At 42.9% G+C, this 26341-nt stretch carries 28 protein-coding genes, 1 pseudogene and 1 riboswitch; of the genes and pseudogenes, 14 read left to right on the top strand and 15 right to left on the bottom strand.

All coding sequences use genetic code 11. From position 1 onward, the window contains the following. Window positions 1-70: 70 nt before the first annotated feature. On the bottom strand, window positions 71-907 hold the full coding sequence (locus tag JI665_RS18075; RefSeq protein ID WP_206842174.1) for an STAS domain-containing protein: 837 nt from the start codon (window positions 905-907) through the stop codon (window positions 71-73). Between the two features lie 203 nt (window positions 908-1110). Here JI665_RS18075 and JI665_RS18070 point away from each other — a divergent pair, with 203 nt between their 5' ends. From JI665_RS18070 to JI665_RS18055, 4 genes are all read left to right on the top strand, one after another. Continuing rightward, window positions 1111-3204 (top strand): DNA topoisomerase III, encoded by a 2094-nt coding sequence (locus JI665_RS18070; protein ID WP_206842144.1) that lies wholly within the window; start codon window positions 1111-1113, stop codon window positions 3202-3204. A 100-nt stretch (window positions 3205-3304) separates the two neighbouring features. Beyond that, window positions 3305-4615, top strand: coding sequence for a short-chain fatty acid transporter (locus JI665_RS18065; protein WP_206842141.1), 1311 nt, complete (start codon window positions 3305-3307; stop codon window positions 4613-4615). Between the two features lie 115 nt (window positions 4616-4730). Further along, window positions 4731-6008, top strand: a complete 1278-nt coding sequence (locus tag JI665_RS18060; RefSeq protein WP_206842138.1) for an MDR family MFS transporter — start codon at window positions 4731-4733, stop codon at window positions 6006-6008. A 136-nt stretch (window positions 6009-6144) separates the two neighbouring features. Continuing rightward, window positions 6145-7377, top strand: a complete 1233-nt coding sequence (locus JI665_RS18055) for an aminopeptidase (RefSeq protein ID WP_206842135.1) — start codon at window positions 6145-6147, stop codon at window positions 7375-7377. A gap of 21 nt (window positions 7378-7398) precedes the next feature. On the opposite strand, the gene JI665_RS18050 is transcribed toward JI665_RS18055, so the two are convergent. The 4 genes from JI665_RS18050 to queF form a co-directional block, all read right to left on the bottom strand. Beyond that, window positions 7399-8595 (bottom strand): hypothetical protein, encoded by a 1197-nt coding sequence (locus JI665_RS18050; RefSeq protein ID WP_206842131.1) that lies wholly within the window; start codon window positions 8593-8595, stop codon window positions 7399-7401. Between the two features lie 272 nt (window positions 8596-8867). Then, on the bottom strand, window positions 8868-10310 hold the full coding sequence (gene panF / locus JI665_RS18045; RefSeq protein ID WP_206842128.1) for a sodium/pantothenate symporter: 1443 nt from the start codon (window positions 10308-10310) through the stop codon (window positions 8868-8870). Further along, window positions 10307-10597: a YhdT family protein gene (locus JI665_RS18040; RefSeq protein ID WP_206842126.1), complete on the bottom strand. Its 291-nt coding sequence runs from the start codon at window positions 10595-10597 to the stop codon at window positions 10307-10309. The genes panF and JI665_RS18040 overlap by 4 nt, the downstream gene beginning before the upstream one ends. A gap of 159 nt (window positions 10598-10756) precedes the next feature. After that, the gene (gene queF, locus JI665_RS18035) at window positions 10757-11254 is read right to left on the bottom strand and encodes a preQ(1) synthase (protein ID WP_095244376.1); all 498 of its coding nucleotides are present in this window, start codon (window positions 11252-11254) and stop codon (window positions 10757-10759) included. 114 nt (window positions 11255-11368) lie between these two features. Continuing rightward, window positions 11369-11414, bottom strand: a riboswitch (PreQ1 riboswitch). A gap of 142 nt (window positions 11415-11556) precedes the next feature. Between queF and mscL the strand changes: the two genes are divergently transcribed. The 3 genes and pseudogenes from mscL to JI665_RS18020 all read left to right on the top strand — a co-directional run. Continuing rightward, complete coding sequence (gene mscL, locus JI665_RS18030; protein WP_206842109.1) at window positions 11557-11928, top strand: large conductance mechanosensitive channel protein MscL; 372 nt, start codon at window positions 11557-11559, stop codon at window positions 11926-11928. A gap of 69 nt (window positions 11929-11997) precedes the next feature. Then, window positions 11998-12639, top strand: a complete 642-nt coding sequence (locus JI665_RS18025; protein WP_206842107.1) for a Bax inhibitor-1/YccA family protein — start codon at window positions 11998-12000, stop codon at window positions 12637-12639. A gap of 220 nt (window positions 12640-12859) precedes the next feature. Then, window positions 12860-13297, top strand: a pseudogene (locus tag JI665_RS18020) (AhpC/TSA family protein); the annotation flags it as partial. 7 nt (window positions 13298-13304) lie between these two features. Here JI665_RS18020 and JI665_RS18015 read toward each other — a convergent pair. After that, window positions 13305-14033, bottom strand: a complete 729-nt coding sequence (locus JI665_RS18015) for a 5-formyltetrahydrofolate cyclo-ligase (protein ID WP_206842101.1) — start codon at window positions 14031-14033, stop codon at window positions 13305-13307. 460 nt (window positions 14034-14493) lie between these two features. On the opposite strand from JI665_RS18015, the gene JI665_RS18010 reads away from it, so the two are divergent. The 5 genes from JI665_RS18010 to JI665_RS17990 all read left to right on the top strand — a co-directional run bounded on the left by JI665_RS18010 (window position 14494) and on the right by JI665_RS17990 (window position 18402). Next, a complete protein-coding gene (locus JI665_RS18010) occupies window positions 14494-15258 on the top strand; it encodes a gluconate 2-dehydrogenase subunit 3 family protein (protein ID WP_206842099.1) in 765 nt (254 codons plus the stop codon). A 26-nt stretch (window positions 15259-15284) separates the two neighbouring features. Continuing rightward, window positions 15285-16994 (top strand): GMC family oxidoreductase, encoded by a 1710-nt coding sequence (locus JI665_RS18005; protein WP_206842095.1) that lies wholly within the window; start codon window positions 15285-15287, stop codon window positions 16992-16994. A 38-nt stretch (window positions 16995-17032) separates the two neighbouring features. Next, window positions 17033-17251, top strand: a complete 219-nt coding sequence (gene tatA, locus JI665_RS18000; RefSeq protein WP_095244370.1) for a twin-arginine translocase TatA/TatE family subunit — start codon at window positions 17033-17035, stop codon at window positions 17249-17251. 14 nt (window positions 17252-17265) lie between these two features. Then, window positions 17266-17994, top strand: a complete 729-nt coding sequence (gene tatC, locus JI665_RS17995; RefSeq protein WP_206842092.1) for a twin-arginine translocase subunit TatC — start codon at window positions 17266-17268, stop codon at window positions 17992-17994. 66 nt (window positions 17995-18060) lie between these two features. After that, a complete protein-coding gene (locus JI665_RS17990; protein WP_206842079.1) occupies window positions 18061-18402 on the top strand; it encodes a DUF3243 domain-containing protein in 342 nt (113 codons plus the stop codon). Between the two features lie 41 nt (window positions 18403-18443). On the opposite strand, the gene JI665_RS17985 is transcribed toward JI665_RS17990, so the two are convergent. From JI665_RS17985 to JI665_RS17965, 5 genes are all read right to left on the bottom strand, one after another. After that, a complete protein-coding gene (locus JI665_RS17985; RefSeq protein WP_206842076.1) occupies window positions 18444-18725 on the bottom strand; it encodes a hypothetical protein in 282 nt (93 codons plus the stop codon). A gap of 70 nt (window positions 18726-18795) precedes the next feature. Then, window positions 18796-19332: a GNAT family N-acetyltransferase gene (locus tag JI665_RS17980; protein ID WP_206842073.1), complete on the bottom strand. Its 537-nt coding sequence runs from the start codon at window positions 19330-19332 to the stop codon at window positions 18796-18798. 16 nt (window positions 19333-19348) lie between these two features. Next, on the bottom strand, window positions 19349-19831 hold the full coding sequence (locus JI665_RS17975; RefSeq protein ID WP_206842070.1) for a GNAT family N-acetyltransferase: 483 nt from the start codon (window positions 19829-19831) through the stop codon (window positions 19349-19351). 68 nt (window positions 19832-19899) lie between these two features. Continuing rightward, window positions 19900-21258: a TldD/PmbA family protein gene (locus tag JI665_RS17970; RefSeq protein ID WP_206842054.1), complete on the bottom strand. Its 1359-nt coding sequence runs from the start codon at window positions 21256-21258 to the stop codon at window positions 19900-19902. Window position 21259: 1 nt separating this feature from the next. After that, window positions 21260-22651, bottom strand: a complete 1392-nt coding sequence (locus JI665_RS17965) for a TldD/PmbA family protein (protein WP_206842052.1) — start codon at window positions 22649-22651, stop codon at window positions 21260-21262. A 145-nt stretch (window positions 22652-22796) separates the two neighbouring features. On the opposite strand from JI665_RS17965, the gene JI665_RS17960 reads away from it, so the two are divergent. Further along, window positions 22797-23093: a hypothetical protein gene (locus JI665_RS17960; RefSeq protein WP_206842048.1), complete on the top strand. Its 297-nt coding sequence runs from the start codon at window positions 22797-22799 to the stop codon at window positions 23091-23093. Here JI665_RS17960 and cls read toward each other — a convergent pair. From cls to JI665_RS17945, 3 genes are all read right to left on the bottom strand, one after another. Further along, complete coding sequence (cls, locus tag JI665_RS17955; protein ID WP_206842045.1) at window positions 23088-24599, bottom strand: cardiolipin synthase; 1512 nt, start codon at window positions 24597-24599, stop codon at window positions 23088-23090. The two genes, JI665_RS17960 and cls, sit on opposite strands and share 6 nt — an antisense overlap. Before the next feature lie 163 nt (window positions 24600-24762). Further along, a complete protein-coding gene (locus JI665_RS17950; protein ID WP_206842021.1) occupies window positions 24763-24936 on the bottom strand; it encodes a hypothetical protein in 174 nt (57 codons plus the stop codon). Window positions 24937-25057: 121 nt separating this feature from the next. Beyond that, window positions 25058-25201, bottom strand: coding sequence for a hypothetical protein (locus JI665_RS17945; protein WP_206842018.1), 144 nt, complete (start codon window positions 25199-25201; stop codon window positions 25058-25060). A gap of 134 nt (window positions 25202-25335) precedes the next feature. Here JI665_RS17945 and JI665_RS17940 point away from each other — a divergent pair, with 134 nt between their 5' ends. After that, window positions 25336-25833, top strand: coding sequence for a GNAT family N-acetyltransferase (locus tag JI665_RS17940; RefSeq protein WP_206842015.1), 498 nt, complete (start codon window positions 25336-25338; stop codon window positions 25831-25833). Between the two features lie 40 nt (window positions 25834-25873). Here the strand turns inward: JI665_RS17940 and JI665_RS17935 are convergent, their stop codons facing one another. Continuing rightward, window positions 25874-26200, bottom strand: a complete 327-nt coding sequence (locus JI665_RS17935) for an SCP2 sterol-binding domain-containing protein (protein WP_206842013.1) — start codon at window positions 26198-26200, stop codon at window positions 25874-25876. Window positions 26201-26341 lie beyond the last annotated feature (141 nt).

The raw sequence follows: 26341 nt of genomic DNA, 5'->3' as shown, positions 1-26341 counted from the left end.
AATGGTAACACAGTAAAGCGTTTTTATTATAGCCATATAAAAAGCCGGCATTTCTGCCAGCCTGGTTTCATTAAATGTCTTGTCTTTTCAATGCTTGCTTTAACGTACCGTAAGTATGAATGCCTGTGAAGTCCAGGCCAAGCTGAATGGAAGTCTGGGCAACTTCAGGGCTGATGCCGGAGATGGTGGATTTTACCCCCAGGAGCTTTAAAGCTGTCGTTAATGAGAATATTTGATGGGCAACCATCGTGTCGATGATGGCCACACCTGATAAATCAATGAATAGATGTTCCACATCTTCTTTTGCACATTTTTTCGGAATTTCCTCCAGCAGGATTCGTGCACGTTCGGTGTCAATATTGCCGATAAGCGGCAGTACTGCTGTATGGTCTTTTACAGGAATGACCGGAGTTCCAAGTTCATTGATCAGACTTTGCTGGGCAACAAGCCGACTGGTCGTCAGTTCATAATATTTCTCTGAAAATTTATTGATGAGCTTATCAAAAGCCTTGTTAATGATCGTGCTCCATTTCAATACATCATCTGTTTTGACTTCGGACTGGTTTTCGTTAATAAACTTTTCCACAAAATGCCAATAGGTTTCCCGCACATTGCTTAAAGCTTCAAGCACTTGAAATATGGGCGTATTAGAATCCACTCTGCTCTCCGCTACTGTAATGGCCCATTCCTCCATATTCTCGTTAAATGTGTCCTCATCAAGCAGAGCTGCTGAAACGGTGCGGTTGGTAAACGTATTTTGTTCTCTCAGGAGCTTCTCATAAGCGGGGTCTGCATCTGCAGAATAAATGGAGCCTTTTTGTTTATCCCTTAAAGACAGCCACATGTCTGTGATATTTTTTGAATTCTCCTGAATGTAATCATAAAGATGCTGATTTTTTGCATTCATTCATTTCACCTTGTCTCTTTCTATTTGTAAACAAACTGGTAAGTCCATTGTAGAATGAATTGTGACTAATGAAAAGCAATACAACTTAGGCAGTAATTTACTTCTCTGCCCAGCAAAAAATTTATCCGATTACAAATATGGATGATTTTCAGCTATACTTAGTTTGGACGAAAATGGCTGAATGTAATTTGAAAGGAGTAATTATGAAATCACTTGTTCTTGCTGAAAAGCCCAGTGTTGCCCGTGAACTTGCACGGGTTCTGGGATGCCGGCAATCTCATAAAAGCTATATGGAAGGCGATAAATATATCGTGACATGGGCTCTTGGCCATCTAATCGAGTTAAAGATGCCTGAGCATTATGACAGCAAATATAAAAACTGGAATCTGGAGGATCTGCCGATTATTCCTGATCAAATGGGCCTGAAGGTGATGAAGCAGACCAGCCACCAGTATAAAGCCATTGAGAACCTGGCAAAACGGATGGATATTAAGGAAATTATCATTGCTACTGATGCAGGCCGCGAAGGGGAGCTTGTCGCACGCTGGATATTGGAAAAAATCCGCTGGCGCAAAACAATCAAACGCTTATGGATTTCTTCTGTAACGGACCGCGCCATCCGGGACGGTTTTCAAAACCTTAAGCCAGGAAAACAATTTGAAGATTTGTATGAATCCGCCGTCTGCCGGGCAGAGGCCGATTGGCTCATCGGCTTGAATGTCACAAGGGCCCTGACGACTAAATACAAGGATCCCCTATCCGCCGGCCGGGTGCAGACGCCGACACTGGCTCTCGTGATGGAAAGGGAGCAATTGATTCAAAAATTTGTTCCAAAAGAGTACTGGACGATTCGCGCTCAAATTGGCCCCCTGCAGGCTGACTGGGAGAAAAATGGTGAAAGGCGCCTCTTTTCTAAAGAAGCAGCTGATGGAGTCCTTTCTAAAGTGAAGGGCCAAAAAGCGGTTATCCAGTCCATTAACCGGAAGGAAAGAACAGAGCCGCAGCCGCTTCCTTATGATTTGACGGAGCTGCAGCGTGACGCCAATAAGCGTTACGGCTTTTCCGCCAAGAAAACGTCTAATGTGCTGCAGAAACTTTATGAGCAGCATAAGCTTGTCACCTATCCGCGGACAGACTCGCGCTATTTGACAAAAGATATGGAAGCAACCATGATGGATCGCCTTCATGGCATTGCAGCTTCCTATAAGGACGAAGTGAAGCCAATCCTTGCAAATCAGGGCAAGGTCCTGGCAAAGCGAGTCTTTAATAATGAAAAAGTAACCGACCATCATGCAATTATTCCGACTGAAGAACGTGTACACCTCGGTGATTTGTCGGCTGATGAGCGGAAGCTGTACGAATTGATTCTGCGCAGATTTCTGGCCATCTTCCATAACCCTTATAAGTATGAAACCATCCATGCTGCTATTGATGTTAACGGTGAAACATTCACAGCCAGGGAAACAGCAGTTATCGACCTGGGTTATCGCAAGGTTGAAGGCAGCAGTGATGAAGAAGCAGGAAAACAGAGCCTGAAGAACATCTCAAAAGGACAGAGTTTTACGGTACAAACGGCTGAATTGTCCGCCAAGCTTACTGAACCTCCTCTTCGCTATTCCGAAGCTGACATTTTGACCCAGATGGAAAAATATAGCTTAGGAACACCTGCGACTAGAGCGGAAATCATTGAACGGCTCCTTGATACGGAAGCGATCGAAAGGCAAAATGGACGCCTGTTTCCGACTAAAAAGGGCAAACAGCTGATGGACCTGGTAAATGAAGATCTGAAATCACCGGAACTGACTGCTAAATGGGAACAGGAGCTGGAGAAAATCGCACGCGGAAAAGCAGACCCCAAAGAGTTTCTGCAGAATATCCGCAAGCAGACACGGACATTGGTTTCTGAAATTAAAAAGAGCGACAAATCGTATCGTGCCCACAATCTCACTGGGTCAAAATGTCCAGAATGCGATTCCTTCCTAAAAGAAAGGAATACCAAGGACGGAAAAATACTTGTCTGCTCCAATCTTGATTGTAATTTCCGGAAACGCAAGGATCCAAAGCTTTCAAACCGCCGCTGCCCTCAGTGCCGCAAAAAGATGGAAATCCACCAGGGCAAGGCAGGCGCCTACTTCCAGTGCAGGCCATGCAATGTGGTGGAAAAAGCACAGGACAAAAAGAAAGCCGTCAACAAACGGGAAGAGCGAAAACTTGTTCAGAAATACACCCAGAAGGAAGATTCCTTTGGAACAAGCCTTGGCGATTTGCTGAAGGCTGCCATGGAAGATAAGGATTAATAGATAGCCCTGGCTGATGTCAGGGCTATTTCTGTATGATCTGGCATACACAGCTTGTCCTCTCCATAGCATGTACTAATACTGAAAGGAGAGTGAAAAGATGTTAACCAGAGTGGCAGACCGTTTCTCCAAGCTTGTGGAAAGGTATCTCCCGGACGCCTTTGTCATTGCGGTATTAATGACTCTGTTTGTGTTTATTGCCGGTTTTTTCATGAAGCCTTCCGAGCCTGTTGAGCTGTTTAAATCCTTCGGTGACGGATTTTGGGTGTATCTAGCTTTTACCATGCAGATGGTGCTCCTCTTAATGACAGGCATGGCGCTTGCATCTGTTCCTTCTGTACAGCGGATACTTGAAAAGCTGTCCTCAAAAGCAAAGACAGCCAACCAGGCTTACGTGCTGACTTTTCTCGTTTCATCTGCTGCTTATTATATTAACTGGGGCCTTGCTGTTGTCGTTGGCGCCATTATTGCCCGTGAAGTTGGAAAAAGAAATCAGAACGCACACTTTCCTCTATTAGTGGCTGCAGCCTATGCACCAACTGCTCTTTATACTGCCGGTTTATCGAGTTCAATTGGTTTGACTGTTGCGACCAGGGGCCATTTTCTGGAGGAAGTGGCTGGCGTCATCCCAACTTCGGAGACCATTTTCCATCCTGGAACAATTGCTATTTTAATTGCTCTTGTTATTACGATGCCGATTTTCATTGTGCTGATGGCACCCAAAAAAGGCATTATCTCATACGTTCCCCCTAAGGCACCCAAGCAGGAATCTGAACAGGAAGTTTTAATAACACCCGCCGGAAAGCTTGAAAGAACACCCTTTCTCGGCATCATTACCGGATTAATCGGGATAATCTATGTCATATTTGAGTTTGTAAACGGGCGTGACCTTGACTTGAATATTATCAATATTGCCTTTCTATCGTTAGGCCTCATCCTTCATAAATCGCTCGTACAATACGCCAATGCTTTTAAAGAAGCGGGTTCTGCCATTTCTCCTATCATTCTGCAATTCCCGTTTTACGCCGGCATAATCGCCGTTCTCGGCAGCTCCGGGTTAGCAGAGTCTATCATTAATGGGATGGCATCCATAGCAAGTAAAGACACCTTTGATATATTCACCTACTGGGCTGCCGGACTCGTCAATATTCTTGCTCCTTCAGGCGGCGGGCAGTGGGCATTGCAAGGGCCGCTTCAAGTGCCTGCAGGTCTGCAGCTGGGGGTGGATCCCGCCATTACTGCTATGGCTGTAGGCTGGGGGGATGCCTGGACCAACCTGATCCAGCCTTTCTGGGCCCTTCCTATACTGAGTGTGGTTGGCCTTCATATTCGTCATATAATGGGCTACTGTGCATTGCTGGCCATATGGGTGGGCATTGTTACGACCGTTTTGATGTTTTTTGTATATTGATTAAGAAAAGCCAAGCCTGATCAAGGTTTGGCTTTTTTGGAAAAAGTCTTCTTGTGTTTCATCCAATTTTGGTAGTATGATAGCGTTATTCTGAGATTGAAGTTGGGGAAACAGCATGAAAATAAAAGATTGGGATAAGAATTTAAAAGTAAGGTTATTTGGGGAAGCGCTTATGAACATTACATTCTGGATGTTCTTCCCGTTTTTAACGATTTATTTCGCGGATGAATTCGGAAAAGACAAGGCTGGTTTATTGCTCATTTTTTCTCAGGTATTCTCCGTGCTTGCCAACTTAATGGGAGGTTATACTGCTGACCGTTTTGGACGCAAAAAAATGATGGTTCTCTCTGCATGCGGACAGGGACTTTCATTTATCATTTTTGGATTTGCCAGTTCACCCTGGCTGGATTCACCTGTGCTTGGTTTTATCTGCTTTGCTTTTGTGGGAATCTTCGGTTCATTTTATTGGCCCGCAAGCCAGGCAATGGTTGCCGATGTGGTGCAGGAAAAGGACAGAAGCCAGGTTTTTGCTATTTTTTACACTTCCATTAATATTGCGGTTGTGGTGGGTCCCATTCTAGGAGCCATTTTCTATGTCCATTACCGTTTTCAGCTTCTTATGGCCGCCGGCATTATCTGTATTCTGTTATCTTTCATCCTTTTACGGTGGACAAGGGAAACATTGCCAATACAAGTACATGCAGAAAGCGGAACTAGTAAATGGCATGCCGCTTTATTAAAGCAAACGAAAGATTATGGCATTATCTTCAGAGACAAAACCTTTCTCCTTTTTATCATAGCAGGTGTTCTGGCTGCACAGACCTTTATGCAGCTTGATCTTTTAATACCTGTCTATACAAATGAAGCAGTTCATAATCAGGCGCTTTTTAAATGGAATGACTGGTCCTTTTCTGTTCATGGAGAACAGGCTTTTGGCATTCTGCTGTCTGAGAACGGCTTCCTCGTAGCCTTATTTACCGTAGCCGTAACGAAAATGATGTTAAAGTACAGGGAAAGAAATGTCTTTATCTTATCATCTCTTACTTATGCAGCAGCCATCATCATGTTTGGGCAAACGCAATGGATTTGGGGATTAATTCTGGCTATGGCCGTTTTCACTATGGGTGAATTAATGACAGCTGGCCTTCAGCAGAGCTATGTATCCAAAATTGCTCCAGATCATATGCGGGGTCAGTACTTTGCAGCTGCCTCCCTTCGATTTACAATCGGGAAAACCATTGCACCTATTTCCATTCCGCTTACAGTCTGGATCGGATATGACTGGACATTCTTTATACTGGCGCTGCTGGCTGTTGTAAGTGCGTTTTTGTATTGGCTGATGTTTGCTTTGCCTGAAAATAATGCATTCCATGCCAAAAAGGAATCTGTATAAGATTCCTTTTTAATTTTGTCTCCGTCCATAGATGGAGATCCAAGGTTCTGGAGGACGATTTTCAGTTCAATAGGTTTCTTTTTGCGAACAGAACAGCTACAATGAAAATGAAGATTCTGACAAAGGAGAATACATAATGAGTCAATTTCAAACGAATTTAGAGAAATACGCAGAGCTTGCCGTAAAGGTCGGCGTAAATGTACAAAAAGGACAGACGCTTGTTATTAACACAACCCTTGATGCCGCTGACCTCGTTCGTACAATTGTTAAAAAGGCCTATGAAGCAGGAGCTCATAACGTAGTTGTGAACTGGAGCGATGATGCGGTCACACGCACAAAGTACGATTTGGCACCGGATGAGTCCTTCTCCGAATACCCGGAATGGCGGGCAAAGGAAGTCGAAGATTTAGCTGAGAAGGGTGCGGCATTCATGTCAATCGTTTCAGCAAGCCCTGATTTGCTGAAAGGCGTGAAATCAGAGCGAATCTCAAGCTTCCAGAAAGCTGCCGGAAAGGCGCTTGCAAAATACCGCAAATTCATCCAGTCCGATAAAGTAAGCTGGACAGTCATTGCAGCCCCATCTCAGGCCTGGGCAAACATGGTATTCCCTGACGCACCGGAAGAATCCCGTGTGGAAATGCTTTGGGAAGCTATTTTTAAAGCGACTCGCGCTGATTTGGATAGCCCGGTTGAAGCCTGGAAAAAGCATGATGAAACACTTCATGAAAAAGTGGATTATTTGAACAGCAGGCGATATCAGAAGCTTCATTATAAAGCTCCAGGTACGGACCTGACGATTGAGCTTCCAAAAGGCCACTTATGGGTCGGAGCAGGCAGCGTTAATGAACAGGGACATGAATTCATGGCTAACATGCCGACTGAAGAAGTATTTACAGTACCTTACAAGACAGGTGTTAACGGCACGGTTACCAGCACAAAGCCTTTAAGCTATGGAGGAAATATCATCTATAATTTCAGCCTGACCTTTGAAAACGGGCGCATTGTCGATGTGAAAGCGGAAGAAGGCGAAGAGATTCTTAAGCAGCTTGTTGAGACAGATGAAGGATCCCACTATCTTGGTGAAGTGGCCCTGGTTCCTTTCAACTCGCCAATTTCACAATCCAATCTGCTTTTCTATAATACTTTATTTGATGAAAATGCTTCAAACCACCTTGCCATTGGCAGTGCGTATGCATTCTGCATTGAAGGCGGCAAGAAAATGTCCAGTGTAGAACTGGCTGAAAACGGCTTGAACGAAAGCTTAACACATGTTGACTTCATGATTGGTTCCGCTGAAATGGATATCGACGGAATCAATGAAGACGGCAGCGCTGAACCTGTATTCAGGAAAGGTGATTGGGCATTTTAAGAAACGCCAAAAATCATGCGGTCATTGTGCCGCATGATTTTTTGTTTTCATTAATACTATTTCACTAACATTTCCTTCTAAATCAGAAATGATTTCGATGGAATATTTATCTGCCAGGTAGGTGGAAATAGTTTCTCCTGACAGCATCTTTTCCAATACCTGCGCAGGGGTGCCAAACATAGCAGTAATCTCTTCAATTGAAGTTCTCACCCGCTGTCCAGGAATAGAAATAGCCGTTACATTGCCGGTTTCCCGTTCAAAATAATAGGTGATTTCAGGATACATGACAAAAGTGCTGCCATTTTCAAACCCTTCCTTAATAAAATTTGGATCTGATTTCTTAATTTCAGATATGTTTGTGCCAATCGGATATGGGCTTCCGAGCGGAATTCCCTGTTTTGCTTTTTCAATGGCATCCACGCTGAGTGCCAGGTTTTTAAAAGGATAGTACAGGGCTTCCTCTTTTAACCACAAATTCATCCAGTCGATCTCAGAATGATCTTCTTTGTTCAGCTCTATTTGGTCATGCAGGCTCATCGTTAGGGTTTCGTCATTAAATTGCCATGTTGAAATAACCCATCTATCATTCTTATTTTGGGCAGTTTGAAGATACTTCTGATTAATATTTTTTATTTTCGCTTTGGAGGAAGTGATCACTTCTTTTTCTGTACTGATTTTCAGCACTTCTCCATCGTTAATAGCCAGAAGCTGGGCCTTAACTGCATTTTCCCCCTTTGGCTGAAAGATTGAGACAATGGTTTTGTTCCTCATTATTTGAGTGTAAACCTGCTCCTTCGATGGATTAAATGACATTTCAGCACTGTTATTCAAGACCTCTTGTCTGTAAGCCTCTTTCGAACCTTTTTCAGCCAGGTAAACTGAATAATGTCCTGTAAAATAAGAATCGCCTTTCTTCCCTTTCGAACTGTCCTCTTCCAGAATGGTTCTTCTTTGGTCTGCCGCATAAAGGTAGACTGAATATTTCTTTTTCCCATCTGTAGCGTCCACCTGGAATAGTGACTTGCCTTCAAGCCATACAGTATCTTTTTTCTCTTTTCCGTCCTCTTTTACAGCTAATGTATTTTGCTCAGCTTCCACTTTATCTTCTTTTTTAAATTTTATTTCTTCTGTATTTAAAGATGCGTTTATTTCACTTGAGCAGCCTGCTATAACGGATGATAGCATGGCAATCATAATCATATTTATAAAATTTTTCATTATATTCTCCCTAATGTTATAAAAACATTTCCATTTAAAGTCAAATGTTACAATTACGTTTCAACTAATTAAGTGTAACAAATAGGGATCGTTTCTACAAACCTATCAATATGCTCATTTTTTTACAAAAACAAGGGTTTCCTCCCGTATCCTTTATATATGACTCTTCTCCTGCTTCAATCAAACGTTTGATTGAAGCGCTCCGTTCCCTATTTATCAGCCTTTTGCCGTTACATACAAGAGGCTCCGGAATAGTCTCCGGAGCCTCTTGCTTAAATTTCTGCAGATTCTGATGCTGATTTTTCCGTAAATAGACTTACAGCTACATAAGCCGCCAGTGACAAAGCAATAGGCAATACGACTGTATTCATGCCTAATGCATTTGGATAAAAAGTATGGAATAAAATATAGGTGGCCGTTCCGGTTATCATCGAGGCCACTGCACCATATCTATTTCCCTTAGCCCAATAAAGGCCCAGCACAACAGGCCATATGAAGGCGGCTTCCAGTCCCCCAAAAGAAAAGAGATTCAGCCAGATCAGCAAATCGGGCGGACTGAGAGCCATGATGCAAACCAGAATGCCAAGCAGAGCAGTAACCGCAAAACTCAGTTTTTTGATGGCAGCTTCTTTGGCATCAGGCTTAATGTAATTAATATAGACATCTTTCACAATCGCCGAGCTGACCAGAAGGAGCAGGGAATCCACTGTTGACATGATGGCAGCCATCGGTGCTGCCAGTACAATTCCCGCGAGCCATGGAGGAAGCACTTCCATCGCAATCATCGGCATGACTTTATCCCCCACTTCAATCCCTGGAAGAATTGGCCGGGCAAATACGCCAATTAAATGCATGCCAAGCATGATAAAGCCGACTACTATTGTTCCGATGATAATGGCCCTATGCATGGCTCTGGCATTTTTATAGGACATGGCCCTCACGGCTACCTGCGGAAGTCCCACAACTCCCACTCCCACCAAAATCCAGAATGAGGATACATATAAAGGAGTCAACCCGCCATCAAAGCCAAATGGTGTAATCAGATTCGGGTTTTCTGAAGACAGGTCACTGATAATATTCGGAATTCCCCCGCCTGCCACAATAACAGCAATCAGAAGGATCATAGTGCCGATGAACATGATTCCCCCTTGGACGGCATCAGTTACGGCAACAGCACGGAAGCCGCCGATCACCACGTAGACCATAACGGAAGCTGCAAAAATGAATAAAGCAGATAAATAGCTTAATCCTGTCAGTGACTCAATTAATCTTGCTCCGCCAACCCATTGGGCAGCCATGGCAGAAAACAGGAAAATAATGATGCTGAGAGAGGATAGCCAGACGACCCATCTGCTGTTATATCTTTCTTTTAGAAAATCGATGAGCGTCACAGCATTATATTTTCTTGCTGTAATGGCAAACTTTTTCCCCAGAACCATGAGAACGAAATAACCTGTGACAACCTGTGACATCGCAAGCAGCACCCAGCCAAGCCCCTGTGTGTATGCAACGCCCGGCCCACCAATGAAACTGCTGGCACTTCCGTAGGTTGCAATCATGGTCATAGCCAGAATAAATCCGCCCAGCTGCCTTCCTCCAAGAAAGTAATCCTGCAGGAACGAGCTTCCGGTATCAATCTTTCTGCTGGACCATAAGCCGACGAGAAAAATAATGATTAAGAAGATGAGAAGAGGAGCAATAACCTGCCAGTTCATTCGGATTCTCTCCCCTCTTCATTTTCTTCGAATGGAACTTCTTTAAACAGAAACTTAACAGCTGCTGTTACCAGAATCACCATTACAGCAAACCCTGCCACACAGCTCCAGAAAAACCAGGCAGGCAGCCCCATTATGTATGTATACTCATCTGCGGGCCTTGATCCCATCCCGTAGGCAAACCCATACCACCATACAAAATTGAAGAGTACCAGACCAATGCCAATCCATGCTTCTCTCTCTGCGATTTTGAAGCGCGGATCTTTTTTATGTATGCCTTTCTTCATTTTGTCCCCCTTCAGAGCTTTTTTATAGTAACGCTCACAAAAATACAGAATATTCCCTAAATATAATCCCACTTATGTATTTTTTCTGCAACAAAAAAAGCAGATTGCTCTGCCTTTTTTGATATTATTTTAAAATTGCACTTTAAGCAAGCTGTGGTCTTAACGATTATCAATTGTCTCCGGGTAAAGGTCATGGTTCATCAAACGGTAATCCGCCATTTTTTCATATTTCGTCCCAGGCTTTCCGTAGTTGCAATACGGATCGATGGAGATTCCTCCACGTGGCGTAAATTTGCCCCAAACCTCAATATAGCGGGGATCCATTAATTCAATAAGATCATTCATAATGATGTTCATGCAGTCCTCATGGAAATCGCCATGATTTCTAAAGCTGAAAAGATACAGCTTTAATGACTTGCTCTCTACCATTTTCTGATCCGGAATATAGCTGATATAGATGGTCGCAAAATCCGGCTGTCCCGTTTTAGGGCAAAGACTCGTAAACTCAGGGCAATTAAACTTTACAAAATAATCGCGGTTTGGATGCTTATTGTCAAAAGCCTCCAGAATCTCAGGCGAGTATTCAAAAAGATAGTTTGTACCCTGATTTCCCAATAGTGTAATATCCGTTAATTCCTCATCTTTTCTTCCTGACATCAAAAAAGCCTCCCTTTATATGATCCCGCTGATCCTAAGGAGAGGTCCAAAAAGTACAGCTTGAAAAAACAAAAACCATATCCTCTTATGGATATGGTTGATTATTGTATAATCAAAGCCATAGTTTTTTATAGAGGGTGAAGCTATGAACCTCTCCCGTTCGCACGGGAATATTCGAAATATAATTGTCATTGTTACTATAGAGAAAAAGCCTGTTTCTGTCAATAGGGGCTTCCTTATCTGGTTTTCATTTATTCTTCATAGTATAATTACGGTAATTTTTCAAAGAAAGGTGACATGTTATGTGGAATGAGTTTAAAAAATTCGCCCTAAAGGGAAATGTGCTTGATTTGGCTGTCGGGGTTGTTATCGGAGCTGCCTTCGGAAAGATTGTATCTTCTCTTGTAGATGATATCATCATGCCGCTTGTTGGATTGCTGATGGGCGGAGTAGACTTTAGCGATCTGATGATAAAGGTCGGCAGCGCGGAAGTCAAATACGGTTTATTCATACAAAATGTGGTTGATTTCTTCATCGTGGCATTCTCAATCTTCGTCTTTATCAGGATTATCAACAATCGTTTCAAAAAGAAAGAAGAAGCAATGCCTGCACCAGCAGTGGATAAAAACGTTGAGCTTTTAACTGAAATAAGAGACCTTTTAAAAACAAAATAAAAAATGAAACTTAAACAATAGTTCTGACGTATATACATATACAAATGATTTTAGAGGAGAAATGAAAAAATGTATGTACAGCATACTGCAAATAACAGTTATTTGCCTTCTGTCTTACGGGCGTTTGCCTTATCATTGGGTATTGCTTTTATCGGAACGATGGCGGGTGTCTTCATCCCTCCAGCCCTATTTTTGCCGCTCATGATTCTTGAACTCGGAATGCTGCTTTTCGCTTTCCTCCTTCGCCGCAAAAAGGCTATTGGTTATCCATTCCTGTATGTATTTACATTTATTTCCGGTATGACGACTTATCCAATTGTTGCCCATTACCTGGCTGCCATTGGCCCGAACCCCGTACTGGTTGCACTTGCAGCGACAACGGTTGTATTCACAGGTTTGGCCGTTTACGCTACGACAACCAAGCGGGATTTATCTTTCCTTGGCGGCATGCTGATGGCAGCATTGCTTGCCCTTATTGCAATCTCGATTTTCAGCATCTTCTGGCCGCTAAGCTCTAATGCTATGCTGGCATTCTCCTTCATCGGAGTGCTTGTATTCAGCGGATATGTGCTATTCGACTTTAACCGCATGAAGCATTATGGAGTGTCACCGGAAGAAGTGCCTTTGATGGCTCTTAACCTATACCTTGATTTTATCAACCTGTTCATTAATATTCTTCGCATTTTTGGAATTTTGGGGAGCAGGGACTAAACAGGAGTGCGACCTCCTGTTTTTTTATGTGCAAGCCGCATTTCTTTATTCCTTTAAAAAGTTTAGGTATGATCAGAAGTAAAATCCGAGAGGCGGGATAATAATGAATTATATTTTAGAAACCCAAAATCCTGATAAAAATATTACTCTTGAACAGGCCATTAATGGCCAATACACAATGGCTGTTTTCGTCCGCCACCTTGGCTGACCGGTCTGCAGAGAATATCTTGCGCAGTTGCGCGAGCGCATAAGTGAATGGGAATCCAGAGGTTTTCAGGTCATTGTCGTAGCTCCTTCCAAAGGAACCTTCATCAATCAATTCCTTGAGCAATTCGGACCGTTCCCTTTCCCGATCCTTGGCGATCCTTCCCGGGAAGCTTATAGAGGAATGGGACATAAAACGATGCCAAAGTGGAAGCTTCTTTCAAAAGCAGCTTTTGGATTTATTACTGGCAAGGTAAAAAGGTTTTTCCCTGATAATGAAAAACAGAAGGAGTTTGTCATGAAATCCATGAAGACCCAGGATGTCTACATTCAGGGCGGGACATGGCCTTTCTCTCCGCAGGGAAAAATTTTATGGAAGCATATTGATGAATCACCTGAAGATCACGCAAAGATTAATGATGTTCTAAAGAAAATGGACGAAGTTAAAGCTTAAAAGGCAGTCAATTACCTGGCTGCCTTTCTTTTGTGATCTCCCATATTTCACGCAATACCGGCATCTCTTCCATTTGTTCCTCGGTTACAAGATCCCATTGAATGCCGCTTGGCTTTGAATATGGCGTATTGGTTCTGATCAGTTCCTTTTCGGTTGCAATCCAGTCGACGGTCAAATCATACGGGTCCCTCGGGATATCTGCCTCTGTAACCTGGACGCTGTTGACTGTTCCAATCACAGGGATTTCCGGATTTCCCAGCTCTCTGATGATGGCATATTCACGGTCAGCATAGCCCTCCCCTTTTCCGACACGCCGGCCATCCCGATGAAGGCCTACAGATCCGGCAAAAAACAAATCAATCCTCGGCAATTCTGTGAGAGGAACTTCTTTTCCATATGAGCGGATATGCTTAAGGCTCGCTGCTTTCCGCTCCTCCCCGGCGGGTACCCATTCGGGCTTTACCATAATAAATCCAGCTTTAAGCCTTGGAGTGGGCACCAGCAATGTCTTTCCATCTTTCAAAATTTGAGTGCGGATCGGCAGCTGCGGAGAATCAGGATTTACTTTAATTACCTTTGCCTCTTTATACTCAGGCATCTTAAAAATAAATGCAGCCGCTTTTTCAGCTCCTTTGAAATTGGGGATTCTATTTTTTAAAGGAAACGGAAAGCGGCCAAGCTTATTCTCCTCAAGATAATTCCATATGTACTCACGGATTTCTTTCTTCGTATTCATTGCGTTCACTTCCTTTCTTTCATTTTATCTATAAAAGAAAGAAACTCCAATTTTTTAAATAAAAAGGTTTTAAGACAAGTACACGGGGTAAACAAATAATGCAAGGCCAATAACAAAACAGAAGGGACTGGTTGACGATGAATAGCGTAACAGCGACTTCAAGGTTCGTCATTGGCATTGCAAGAAACCAGGGAGGGTTTGCAGAGCGTTCGAAAGGCACTCTCGTCTATAACCGATATATTTAAAATCGGTTCGGCCCTATGCAAATCATAATCCTCAGGTTGTCCGTCATCGGACTTAAAAAAGGTGCAGACCAATCGGTTTGCATCTTTTTTAATGCCTCATATATCCCCTTCTCTCCCCTCTTCTTTTCTCCCTATCTCCCAAAAAAATTCCTGATCATTGTTTAGACATGTATGTTTTTCACCATAATGGCAAATAAAAGGAGGTTTCTAGGTAAATGTCTGAACATGAACAAAAACAAGAATCAACCATGTCCCGTAGGAGATTCATCCGCAATTCCGGGTTAGTTGCCGGCGGTTTGGTAGGAGGCGGCATTCTTGGCGGCTTAATTGGTGCCAACATGAATAAAGACGGTACAGCAACAGAAGAGAATGCCCATACAAACGGGCATAATCAGGTTGCCTACCAGCAGTCACCTTTATATTTCACAAACCCTGAAATATTCGGAATTCTGCAGGCTGCAGTTGAAAGAATTTATCCAAAGGATGAAAATGGCCCTGGTGCTAATGATTTGGATGTTCCTTTTTTTATCGACCATCAGCTTGCGGGCTCATGGGGAAACAATACAAGGGAATATATGCAGGGCCCATTCTTCCCAGGCTCAAACTTTCAGGGTTACCAATCCCCTTTAAAACGGCATGAAGTCTTTGATGTCGGCCTTGTCGCCCTGCAGACCTACAGCAATGATAAGTTCAAAAAGCCTTTCGCTGAACTTGAGGGTGAACAGCAGGATGAAATCCTTACGGCCTTTGAGGAAGATAAAGTAGAGCTTCGGGGTGTTACCTCAAGGACATTTTTTAATATTCTCAGGGCAGCAACTATTGAAGGCGTCTATGCAGATCCTGCCTATGCTGGAAACAAGAATATGGAAGGCTGGAAAATGAAAGACTTTCCTGGCCATCAAATGAGCTATATCAATCAAATAGAGTCTGAAAAATTTGTTGAAATTAAACCGAACAGTCTCCATTCATATACCAAATAGTACTATCTCTTAAGGAAGTGGTAAACATGGCTAAAACATTGCCAAAAACAGATGCAGTCGTTGTAGGAGTCGGATGGGCAGGCGGCATCATTGCGGCTGAACTTGGAAAACAGGGGTTAAAAGTAGTTGGTCTGGAGCGGGGAAAAGAGCGCGGAGTTAAGGACTACTATGTTGTCCATGATGAACTCCGATATGGAATCCGCTATGAATTAATGCAGGATCTTTCAAAAGAAACGATCACGTTCCGCAACCATGGGAAGGAACGATCTCTTCCTATGCGTCAGCTTGGCTCCTTTTTGCTTGGCGAGGGCTTAGGAGGATCCGGTGTTCACTGGAATGGGCATACCTTCCGCTTTTTGCCCTATGACTTTGAAATTAAATCACAGACGGTAAAAAAATATGGCGAAGCAAAAATTAAAGGTCTTCAAGTTCAGGACTGGGGCATTACATACGATGAATTGGAGCCCTATTTCTACGAATTTGAAAAAGCAGCAGGGATTAGCGGAGAAGAAGGCGAGTTAGGACCGAAGAGAGCAAATCCGTTCCCGAATCCCCCAATGAAGGAGACGCCCATTACGGCTAGATTTAAAGAAGCAGCGAAGTCATTGGGGATGAAACCTTACCATATGCCATCGGGCAATATGAGCCAGGCTTATGAAAACCAATATGGCGCCAAGCTGGCTCCTTGTCAGTACTGTGCGTTCTGTGAACGTTTTGGCTGTGAATATGGAGCCAAGGCAGATCCGACCGTGGCCGTCATTCCATTTGCGAAAGAAACTGGAAATGTAGATATCCGCAACTTTGCAAATGTAACAGAAATTATTCATGACGGCAAAAAAGCAACCGGTGTGCGCTATGTGGATGTGCAAACAAAGGAAGAATTCATCCAGCCGGCAGAAATGGTTATTCTGACAAGCTATGTCATGAATAACACCCGCCTGCTGCTGACATCCAAACTTGGACGCCCTTATAATCCTGACACAGGCAAAGGAGTTATTGGAAAGAATTATTGCTACCAAATCCTTCCTGGATCAGCGGGATTTTTTGATGAAGAGCAATTTAATACATTTATGGGTGCAGGTGCTCTTGGTGCAACTGTGGATGATTACAATGGAGACAATTTTGATCACTCCGATCTTAACTTCATCCATGGCGGTTCCATTTCGATCAACCAATCAGGATACCGACCAATCCAATATAATATGGTTCCGACTGATACACCGAAATGGGGCAGCAAGTTCAAAGAGAACTCCATTAAATATTTCACCAGAGCCTTGAGCATTGGAACACAGGGGGCTTCCATGCCTGTGCAGCACAACTATATGGACCTGGACCCTTCATATAAAGATGCTTACGGGCTCCCTCTGCTTCGCCTGACATATGATTTCACGGAACAGGATAAGAATCTTTATAACTATATTGGAAAAATCACAGACAACATCATGAAGGAAATGGGACCGGCAAAAATTAACGACAGGCAGCAGCTGGAGCACTATGACATCGTCCCTTATCAGACAACACACAATACCGGCGGCGTGATCATGGGGGCTGAGCCCGAATCTTCAGCTGTAAATAACTATCTGCAGATGTGGGATGCAGAAAATGTATTTGTCATTGGCGCATCCGCTTTCCCTCACAACGGAGGGTATAATCCGACAGGAACAGTTGGGGCACTCGCCTACCGTGCTGCCGAAGGAATCATCAAATACAGCAAAGAAGGCGGCCTTCTGGCATAAAGGATACCTTTTAAATCTGACAAAAAGGAGTGAACATCATGGGGCTTTCAAATATAGGAATTCCCGGATTGATTATTATCCTTGTTATTACCTTAATTATCTTTGGTCCAAAAAAGCTTCCTGAGATCGGGTCTGCCTTTGGAAGGACCTTATCAGAATTCAAGAAATCAGCCAGAGACATTATGAGCGACGACGATGAACCCGATTCAAAAACTCGCTCTATTGAAACGGCTGATCGGAAGGATAAACCGCTTTAATAGGAGGGTTTAGATTGAAAACGGAAGAACAAACCCTTGTAGAGCATTTAACGGATCTTAGAAAAGTGCTGATTCGATCACTGTTTTTCTTTATAGCCAGCTTTGCCCTATGTCTGATTTTTATCAACAGACTGATACCCATGCTCGCGAATGATCATGAGCTTGTCATGCTTGGACCGCTGGATGTCATTAAGCTGTATACGGGAATTGCAGGAAGCATAAGCCTTGGACTTGCGCTTCCTTTTATCTCCTATCAGATTTGGCTATTTGTAAAGCCGGCATTAACGGAAAAAGAAAGCAGAGTATCCTTAATGTTTTTTCCGGCCATTCTCTTCAGCTTTATCGGCGGTCTTTGCTTCGGCTTTTTTATTATATTCCCTGCTATTTATCAGTTTCTAATGCTATTGGGTGAATCACATTTTGCGATGATGATCACTGCCAGGGAGTATTTTTCTTTTCTGCTGATGTCGACCATTCCTTTTGGTTTTCTGTTTGAAGTGCCTTTGCTGTTATTGTTTCTGACAACGATCGGCATTGTCACCCCAGCCATGCTCAGCTCGATGCGAAAATACGCTTATTTGATCATGGCTGTCGTATCAGCTCTTATTACACCGCCTGATTTATTCTCACAGATTCTTGTCCTTGTGCCCCTTATCGGGCTATATGAAATTGGCGTTATTTTGTCAAAAGTAAAATTCAAGAAATTGAAAGCAGTTCAGGAATCTCCATCCAGCGAGATTTAAACAAGTTTAGGTTTGCCCCCAAAGGGATATTTAATAAGAAAACGTTCCTTTGGGAGGTCTATAAAAATGAATGAACAGGATCATGTAATCAAACAAGATGGTGAATTGGATGCAAAAAATATCAAGAGCGCAATGGCCAAGATGTCGAATGAAAGAGCGGAAGATATTTTAAGCAGCTTCGAGGAGTTTAAAAGCTATCTGGCTGAAAGAATCGAGCTTGGAAAAAAGCTGGGCTTAAATGAGGAACAGCTTGCGGTAACAGCGGAAAAAGTGGCAGGCTACCTGGCTGAAAATGTGGAACCAAAAAACCGTGAAGAACAGCTTCTGAAAGAATTATGGAAAGCTGGCAATGAAGAAGAAAAGCATAAGCTGGCCCATATGCTTGTACGCCTGACAGAACAGGCCTAATAACAAAGCCGGAATTGTTGTGTATGGCAATTCCGGCTTTGTTACTTTTTTAAATCTCTATAAAGATTTATAAACTGGTTTGGCGCTGACTTTACTTGAAAAGAGAATAGTCCCCGATTGGTATGAAGATAAAGGAAACCAATTTCGCAATTGGAAGATCTGTATGACATATCCCAAACTTCATCAATCAGAAATTTATCCGTTGGCGAAAGGATGTGATCTTCAAATAAATGAAGATAGAGTTCCTTTTCAATGTATTGCTGCTGATTCCAGTCGATTTTCCGGGTGACTGTTATAAAAGGATGGGAAGCAAGGATCCGCACATGAACCTCCATATTTAAAGATTTGCTTCCATTGAAACATATTGCAGATCAGGATTCAAATGCAGGCACCTTACCCTAAGTATTCATCCCGTAAAATTGCATAATAAGTCAGGTCTACCGGCCTGCCATCTTTCATCGCATGCTGGCGTAAAATTCCTTCATGCTTCATTCCTGCTTTCTCCATAATCCTCCATGATCCGGGATTGTCCGTAAAAGCAAGGGCATAAATGCGGTTATGATTCAGCTCTTCGAAACCATATTTAATAACTGTCCTGGCTGCCTCTGTACCATATCCTTTTCCCCAGAAAGGCTTGCCGATCCAATAGCCGATTTCTGCTCTTCTGTTTGCATTAGTGCCTGTAATATTGATGAGGCCTATTAAGCTATTATCCTCTTTTTTTGTAATGGCGAAAATCGCAATTTTACCGTTTCTCTCTGCTTCGAGGATGCTCGAAATAAACTCCTTTGCTCCACCTTCAGGATAAGGATGGGGAATATTTAGTGTTGTTTTGGCTACATCATAATCGCTTGCATATTCTTCAACCTTAGGTGCATCGTCCAGGATAAGGCTGCGAAGAATTAGGCGGTTTGCTTCAAGAGTTTTCATTTCTCGGACCTCCTTTTTAACCTTTAAAAGCAGTTGTTCCTGCTTTCGCTAACTTCTCCATAAAAATAAATATGGTTTCTTCTCTATCCAGCTTTTCTTTCTTATATCCCGCGTAACCGAGCTTTTCATAGAAACAAATATTTTTTTCGCTTTCACTGCCGGTAAATAGTTCAAATCGTTCCACATTAAACTGACGTTCGATTTCATTCATTAGTGCTTTTCCAATTCCTTTATTCTGAAAGTCTGGATGCACCATTAATTTTCCTATATAGCATGTTCTATCTTTTTGATATGCTCTAACAGAGCCAACTAGCTCTCCATCTTCTATGTATTTTAAAATTAGATAATCTTCAAAAGCCTTTTCAACATCACTTACGGTTTGCTTTAATGGCTCTATATTAAAATCCCCATAAAGTTCTGCTTCACTTCTATATGCCAGCTTTTGTATGGATAATATTTTCGCTGCGTCGCCAATTTTGGCTTCAATAATCTTTCCCATTATTTGTCCCCCTATAATAAAACGAAATTTTTTCAAAAAAGCGCACCACTTGGTGATGCGCTCTTGACTTACTCCACAGTCACAGCCAGCTCCCTGATTAATAGAGATGGCGAACCAATGTAGCCTGTGGCCATGAATCCCATCGAAAATTCCAGGTCTGAACCGATGGCTTCAATATTATTCAATAGCTCATAGAAGTTTCCGGCAATCGTCATTTGGTTTACTGCATTTTGCACTTTTCCGTCTTTAACATAATAGCCGTTGGCCGCAATGGAGAAGTCACCTGATACGGTATTGGCACCGGAATGGAGGCCGGATAATTCGGTTATGATTATGCCCTCCGGCAGCGAAGATACCAGCTCATTATAGCTTTGATCAGATGGAATGACATGAAGGTTCGTTGGAGCTACCGTTAGAGCGCTCTTATAAGAAGCTTTGTAGGCATTGCCTGTCGATTCCACTCCATCTTTTTGAGCTGTTTTGCGGTTATGCATCAGGGTAACAAGCCTGCCGTCTTTCACAATATCTTTTCTGGCAGTGGCGACCCCTTCGCTGTCGAAATTAGAGCTGAGCAGACCTGCTTCTAAAAATGGATCATCTACTATATTCAATGACGCTGCTGCAATGACTTCACCTGTTTTGCCCTTTAAAGCCGATTGCCCTTTTTGGGTATTTTCCGCTGAGAAGATAGGGATGTATGTCTGAAGCAGAGCGCTGGCAGCATCATTTCTCAATAATACAGGGTATTTCTTGCTTTCAGCACTTCTGGCATTAAGCTGAGATAATGCTTCTTCTACGGCATGGCTGGCAATTTCCTCGGGATTCAAGATGGAAAAGTCTCTCGTAAACTTGGAGTATTCACCGTTCTTCACTAGATCTCCCTGCTTAACGATAACTGATATATAAATGCCGGCATGATTGGTCTTTTCACTGAGATTCAGACCTTTGCTGTTGAGGAGAACCCTTTCTGTTTCACCGCTGCTCAGCATGAAATAATCAGTCCCGGTTACCCGCTCATCAAATGCATAGATATGCCTTTCTATTTCCTTAAGCAAATTTATTTTTTCAGCGATCGTAACTTCAGCAAGACTGCTTGAATAGTAGCTTCCTGCCTCATACTTTTCGCTGCCGGCAAAGATTTCTTCCTGTACTTCATCTTCAATGAATTGAGAGTTTTCCTTCGCATTCTCGACTAGAAAAGACAGGGATTCCTCATCCAGTTTCTCGGTAAAAGCATAGCCCATCCTGCCTTCGTAAAGGCCTCGGAAGGAGGTTCCGAACACTTCGGAAGTGTCGTAGGAATCGATTTCTCCTTTGTACAGCTCGCAGGCGAACTTTTCCTCTCTCTCATAATAAAGCTCCATATCTGTAAAACCATGCTGCCCGCCAAGCTGAAATAGCTTTTCCTTAAATTCCTGCAGGTTCATATTATTCGCCCCCCCTTGTGCCACCAACAGTCATTTCACTAACGCGAATCATCGGCTGGCCAACATTGACAGGAATGCTTCCGCTTTGTGAACCGCACATGCCTGCACCGTGGTCCAGGTTATTCCCCACCATATCAACCAACTGAAGAGTTTTCGGGCCATTTCCTATTAATGTAGCACCTTTTAACGGCTTGCCGATTTTTCCGTCTTTTACAAGATACGCCTCCATGACAGCGAAATTGTAATCGCCAGTTGTGGTATTAACTTGACCGCCGCCCATGTATTTTGTATAAATTCCATACTCTGTATTTGAAATGATTTCTTCCGGAGTGGATTTGCCGTTTGCAATGTACGTATTGGTCATCCTTGAAGTCGGTGCAAAGCGGTAGGACTGCCGCCTTCCTGATCCTGTTGACTCCATGCCCATTCTGCGGCCACCGAATTTATCAATCAAGTAACCTTTTAAAATCCCATTCTCAATCAGCACATTTTTACGGGCTTTTTCGCCTTCATCATCTATCGTAATCGATCCCCACTCATTGGCAAGCGTGCCGTCATCAATGTATGTAACGACATCTGAAGCCACTTTTTCGCCGATCCGGTTTGCAAAAACGGAGTTTTCCTTTGCCACAGATGTCGCCTCCAGGCCATGTCCGCATGCTTCATGGAAAATAACGCCGCCGAATTCATTATCGATAATGACAGGCAATTTTCCGCTCGGGCATGGCTCTGCTCCAAGCATTGTAACCGCGATGCGGGAAGCTTCATTGGCATAATGCTCAAGATTCAGATTTTCCATGAATTCAAAGCCTTTATGGGCTCCAGGTCCATAGAATCCTGTCTGCATTTGATTTCCTTCCGCAGCAATCGACTGAATGGCAAGGCGGCTTCGCACCCGGCGGTCTTCAACAAATTTACCATCCGAGTTGGCAATCAGCACATTCTGTTCTTCATCCAAATACCTGACCGTAACCTGCTGGATGCTGTTATGATAGTTTTTCGCAATTTCGTAAGCCTTTTTCATCACATCTACTTTGAGAAGCTTCTCCACTTCACGCGGATTAAGAGATATAGGATGAGCTGCCGGAATGATTTCCTTTTGCAGCTGTGCGGGCTGAATGATTTTTTCTCCTTTAATCGCCTGGGCAGCATTCCCCGCAGCTTTCAATAAACCTTCCTTTGAACCATCCGTTGTGTAAGCATAAACACTATGCAGCCCTTTAAACACACGAATGCCTATCCCGTAATCCCTGCCCGATAAGCTGCTCTCAATTTTACCGGCCTGCAATGCGAGGTTATTGGTAAAACGATCTTCAACAAACACTTCAGCAAAATCCCCGCCAGTGGCCAGGGCTGCTGTAATAACATCATGAATGACTGATTGTGAAAGCATAAAGACCCTCCCTATTTCCAACTTTTCAAACTATTCTAATCATATCGCACTGATCTTTATTTTAGTATGATTTTTTCCTTTTTTGACCAATAAGGAGGATGATTATGCCTCGGTCTGGAGACTTAAATAGGGGATTTACTTGTACGTGAGCTGGGCTATTTGCAGGTTTGCTCATCTATTTGTCATTTCGGTTGTTCTATTTGCAAGGTTGCTCGTCTATTTGCAGGTTGGTGGACTCTATTTGCATTTTACCTATCTATTTGCAAGTTTGGCTGGGCTATTTGCAGGTATAGGAGCACTATTTGCATTCACCTATATATTTGCGAATTCCACTGTTCTATTTGCAAGTACCCCTCATCTATTTGCAGATTATAGAATTTTACTTGCCAAGCAGTTGATCCACACAAAAAAAAGCGCCACAGCCATGGCACTTTCTTTATAATACCCCGGAAAACAGCCGGGCGAAGGATTCCTTCGATCTTTCCGCCAGTCCGCGTTTATAATACTGGACCGGGCTTATCTTTTCACTTTCTTCCATATCTTCTTCATAGTGGGCGGCAAGATCACGGATTGAGCTTGTACCGTATAGAAAGACGTTTACTTCAAAGTTCAAGTGGAAGCTGCGCATATCCATGTTTGCAGTTCCTATTGAGGCGAGGATTCCGTCAACGATAATGATCTTCTGATGCAAGAAGCCTCTTTTATAGGAATAAATTTCGACACCATATCGAAGCAGTTCCGCAAAATAAGACCGGCTTGCGTATTGTGTCAGGAAGCTGTCATTGATCTCAGGGACCAGGATGCGAACTTCCACTCCTTTAGCGGCAGCCACCCTCAATGCGGTGCGAATGGATTCATCGGGAACAAAATATGGTGTGGCAATCCAGATGGATCTGGTGGCGCAGGATATCATTGAATAATAAAGATCACTCATAATTCCCTGCTGTGTGTCGGGACCGCTGGCCACCACCTGCACCGCACCATCGAGCACATCATCATCAATTGGATACTTTACATCTCTGTATTCCTCCAGCACATCCTCCTTGCTGACATATTCCCAGTCCAAGAGAAATACTGTATGCAGTGTGTACACAGCCTCCCCCTTCAGGAGCATGTGAGTATCCCGCCAGAAGCCGATTTTTTCATTTTCGCCCAGGTATTCAACGCCCACATTCAGTCCGCCCACAAAGCCGACTTTCCCATCTATTACAACAATCTTGCGATGGTTTCGGAAGTTGAATTTCTGATTAAAAAAACCGTATTTCAGCGGAGAAAATGGCCTTACCTTAATGCCTGCATCCTCCATCGACTGCAAGTCCTCCAGTGTAATCCCCATGCTGCCTGCCGCATCAAAAATAAACAGCACTTCTACACCCTGCCTGGCTTTATCCATCAAGATATTGATGATTTCCTTGCCAAGCCTGTCAGACCGAAAAATATAATATTCCATATGGATAAACTCTTCTGCTTCACGCAGCTTATTCTTAATTTCATTAAATGTCTCCTCGCCATTTTTAAGGATCTTCGCCCTTGAATTGGTGCTTAGCGGGGTCAATGCCACATTATTGGCGAATTTTGCAAAGCAGTGCTGGCTATCCTGCAGGAATGATATATCTGGCGTGTCTTCTCTTTTCATCAGCCTTTTCCATTCATCCCTGTCCCTGCTTCTTTTGCTTTTAAACAAGTAGCCTTTCAAATAAAGCTGGCCGGAAAACAAATAAAACAGATAGCCCGCTACCGGAAAAAACACCAGCACATACATCCACAGTAAGGTCTGGTTAGGGCTGCGATTCTCAAGCATCAAGGAATAGGCGCTGATGAATATAACGGCTGAATAAAGCAGGACAGCACCGATTTTAATTGGCGAGCCGGCATCCGTGAAACATATCGTATACACTGATGCAATCAGGATAAAAACAAATAAGGATTCCACTCTTCTTTTTTTCATAGCCCACTTCTCCAAATCTAAAAAGGTTACAATATTTATGTTTCCTTATACCCTTTTTGATGCCCTATAGAAACCCGGCAACATTAGCTTTTCCCATTTTCAGGAGAAGAAAGCATGTTCCGGGAAAAAAGAAGAGCCTTGCTGATAACGCAAAACTCCATGGCTATTGTCCGCCTCCTGTATAATGATTATCACCCATCGTATAATTCGTGCTTTCCCCCGGTTTTTCACTTGAGCTGATTCCTTTTTGCATCGTATTGTTTATCTTTTTCCTTCTTCGGTCGATCCAATAAGCGGAAGCCAGAGTCGCGACAATTAAACCAAACAGCACTCCCATTCTGCATCCCCCTTTTTTATATGTATATTCAACTAGAGTAAATCATTGCTTAGTATTCGGGTCGGGAGTCTTTCTTCCTTTATAAAAGGAGAGCTATTCTTCATAGCTCTCTCTCTTAAAGTTACTTCCTCATATTCTCCTGATCCTTCAAACGGTTTTGCTGATCCGGCTTACGCTCCTGATCTTTTAATGACTGTGCTTGTTTCTGACCGGTGTTTTGCCCTTTTACAATATCTTTTAAGTCCTTGCTGTTTTCATGAGACATTCCAATCCCTCCTGTACCTTTTTTATCCTGTTCCCTTATAAAGGCAGAAAAAAACTAATTTCAGAAAAATGTTAAAGGAGTTTTTCCTGTTAACGAGAATCTAAGGGTTAGGAAAAAATAAAGGAGTGTCGAGGATGGAAATTAGGCTTCTGCTCACGGATGATGCTGAAATATACAAAGAGATAAGATTGGAAGGATTAAAAAAGAATCCGGAAGCATTTGGTTCAAGCTATGAGGAGGAAGCCGGGAGGCCCCCTGAAGTGTACGGAGAAAGATTTAAGGGTGATAACTCCTTTCACTTCGGAGCATTTGAAAAAGGAAAACTTATAGGTGTAGTCAGTTTAGTACGAGAAACCGGATTGAAAGTGAATCATCGATCCAATATTTATGCAATGTATGTTACAGAGTCCTCGCGTCAGAATGGTGTCGGCAGGAGACTGGTCGGCAAGGCTGTGGAAAAGGCCCGCTCCTGGGACGGGGTCGAACAAATCCACCTTGCTGTAATGTCTGAAAATATTCCAGCTAAAAAACTTTATGCTTCTTTCGGCTTTGAGGTTTACGGCAAGGAGAGGCATGCACTGAAGATTGATGGAAAGTACTATGATGAAGACATGATGGCATTATTTTTATAATAAAATAAGGCAGCTTCCTGTTTGAAGGGCTGCCTTATTATCATTGATATTTCTTTACAATTTCCTGCAGCTTCAGGGCTAGCCCCATTTTCCCATCCACTTTAAGGCTGCCTGTCATAAATGCCATTGTCGTATTGAGATCATCTTTTAATAACTTAGAAAAGTTTTTGTCTGACAGTTTCAGTGTCACTTCAGGCTCATGAGGAGCCCCCTCTTCCACTATGACTTTTCCCTCCTTTAATAAAATCTGAATGGGACCGCTTTCCTCAAGGTCCACTTGAAATACCCTATTTTTTTCATCCTTGATATGTACGGGATCAGCGTTCATTTTATCTGCCAGCTGGTATAATTCATCTTTGACTGCCATGGCATGTTCCTCCTTCTTTTATGAATACCTTCATAAATTATATTTCAACAGATAAACATAAATTCCTGCCGAAAAATGAACCCCTATTCATTTCACATCCAAAGAATAGCACCTTATTGATAAGGCGCTATTCTCACAAAT

It is taken from the genome of Bacillus sp. NTK034 (assembly GCF_017303275.1).
Taxonomy (GTDB): Bacteria; Bacillota; Bacilli; order Bacillales; family Cytobacillaceae; genus Cytobacillus.
The sequence above is the reverse complement of the archived record's forward strand: the minus strand, read 5'-3'. Positions and strand labels throughout refer to the sequence as shown.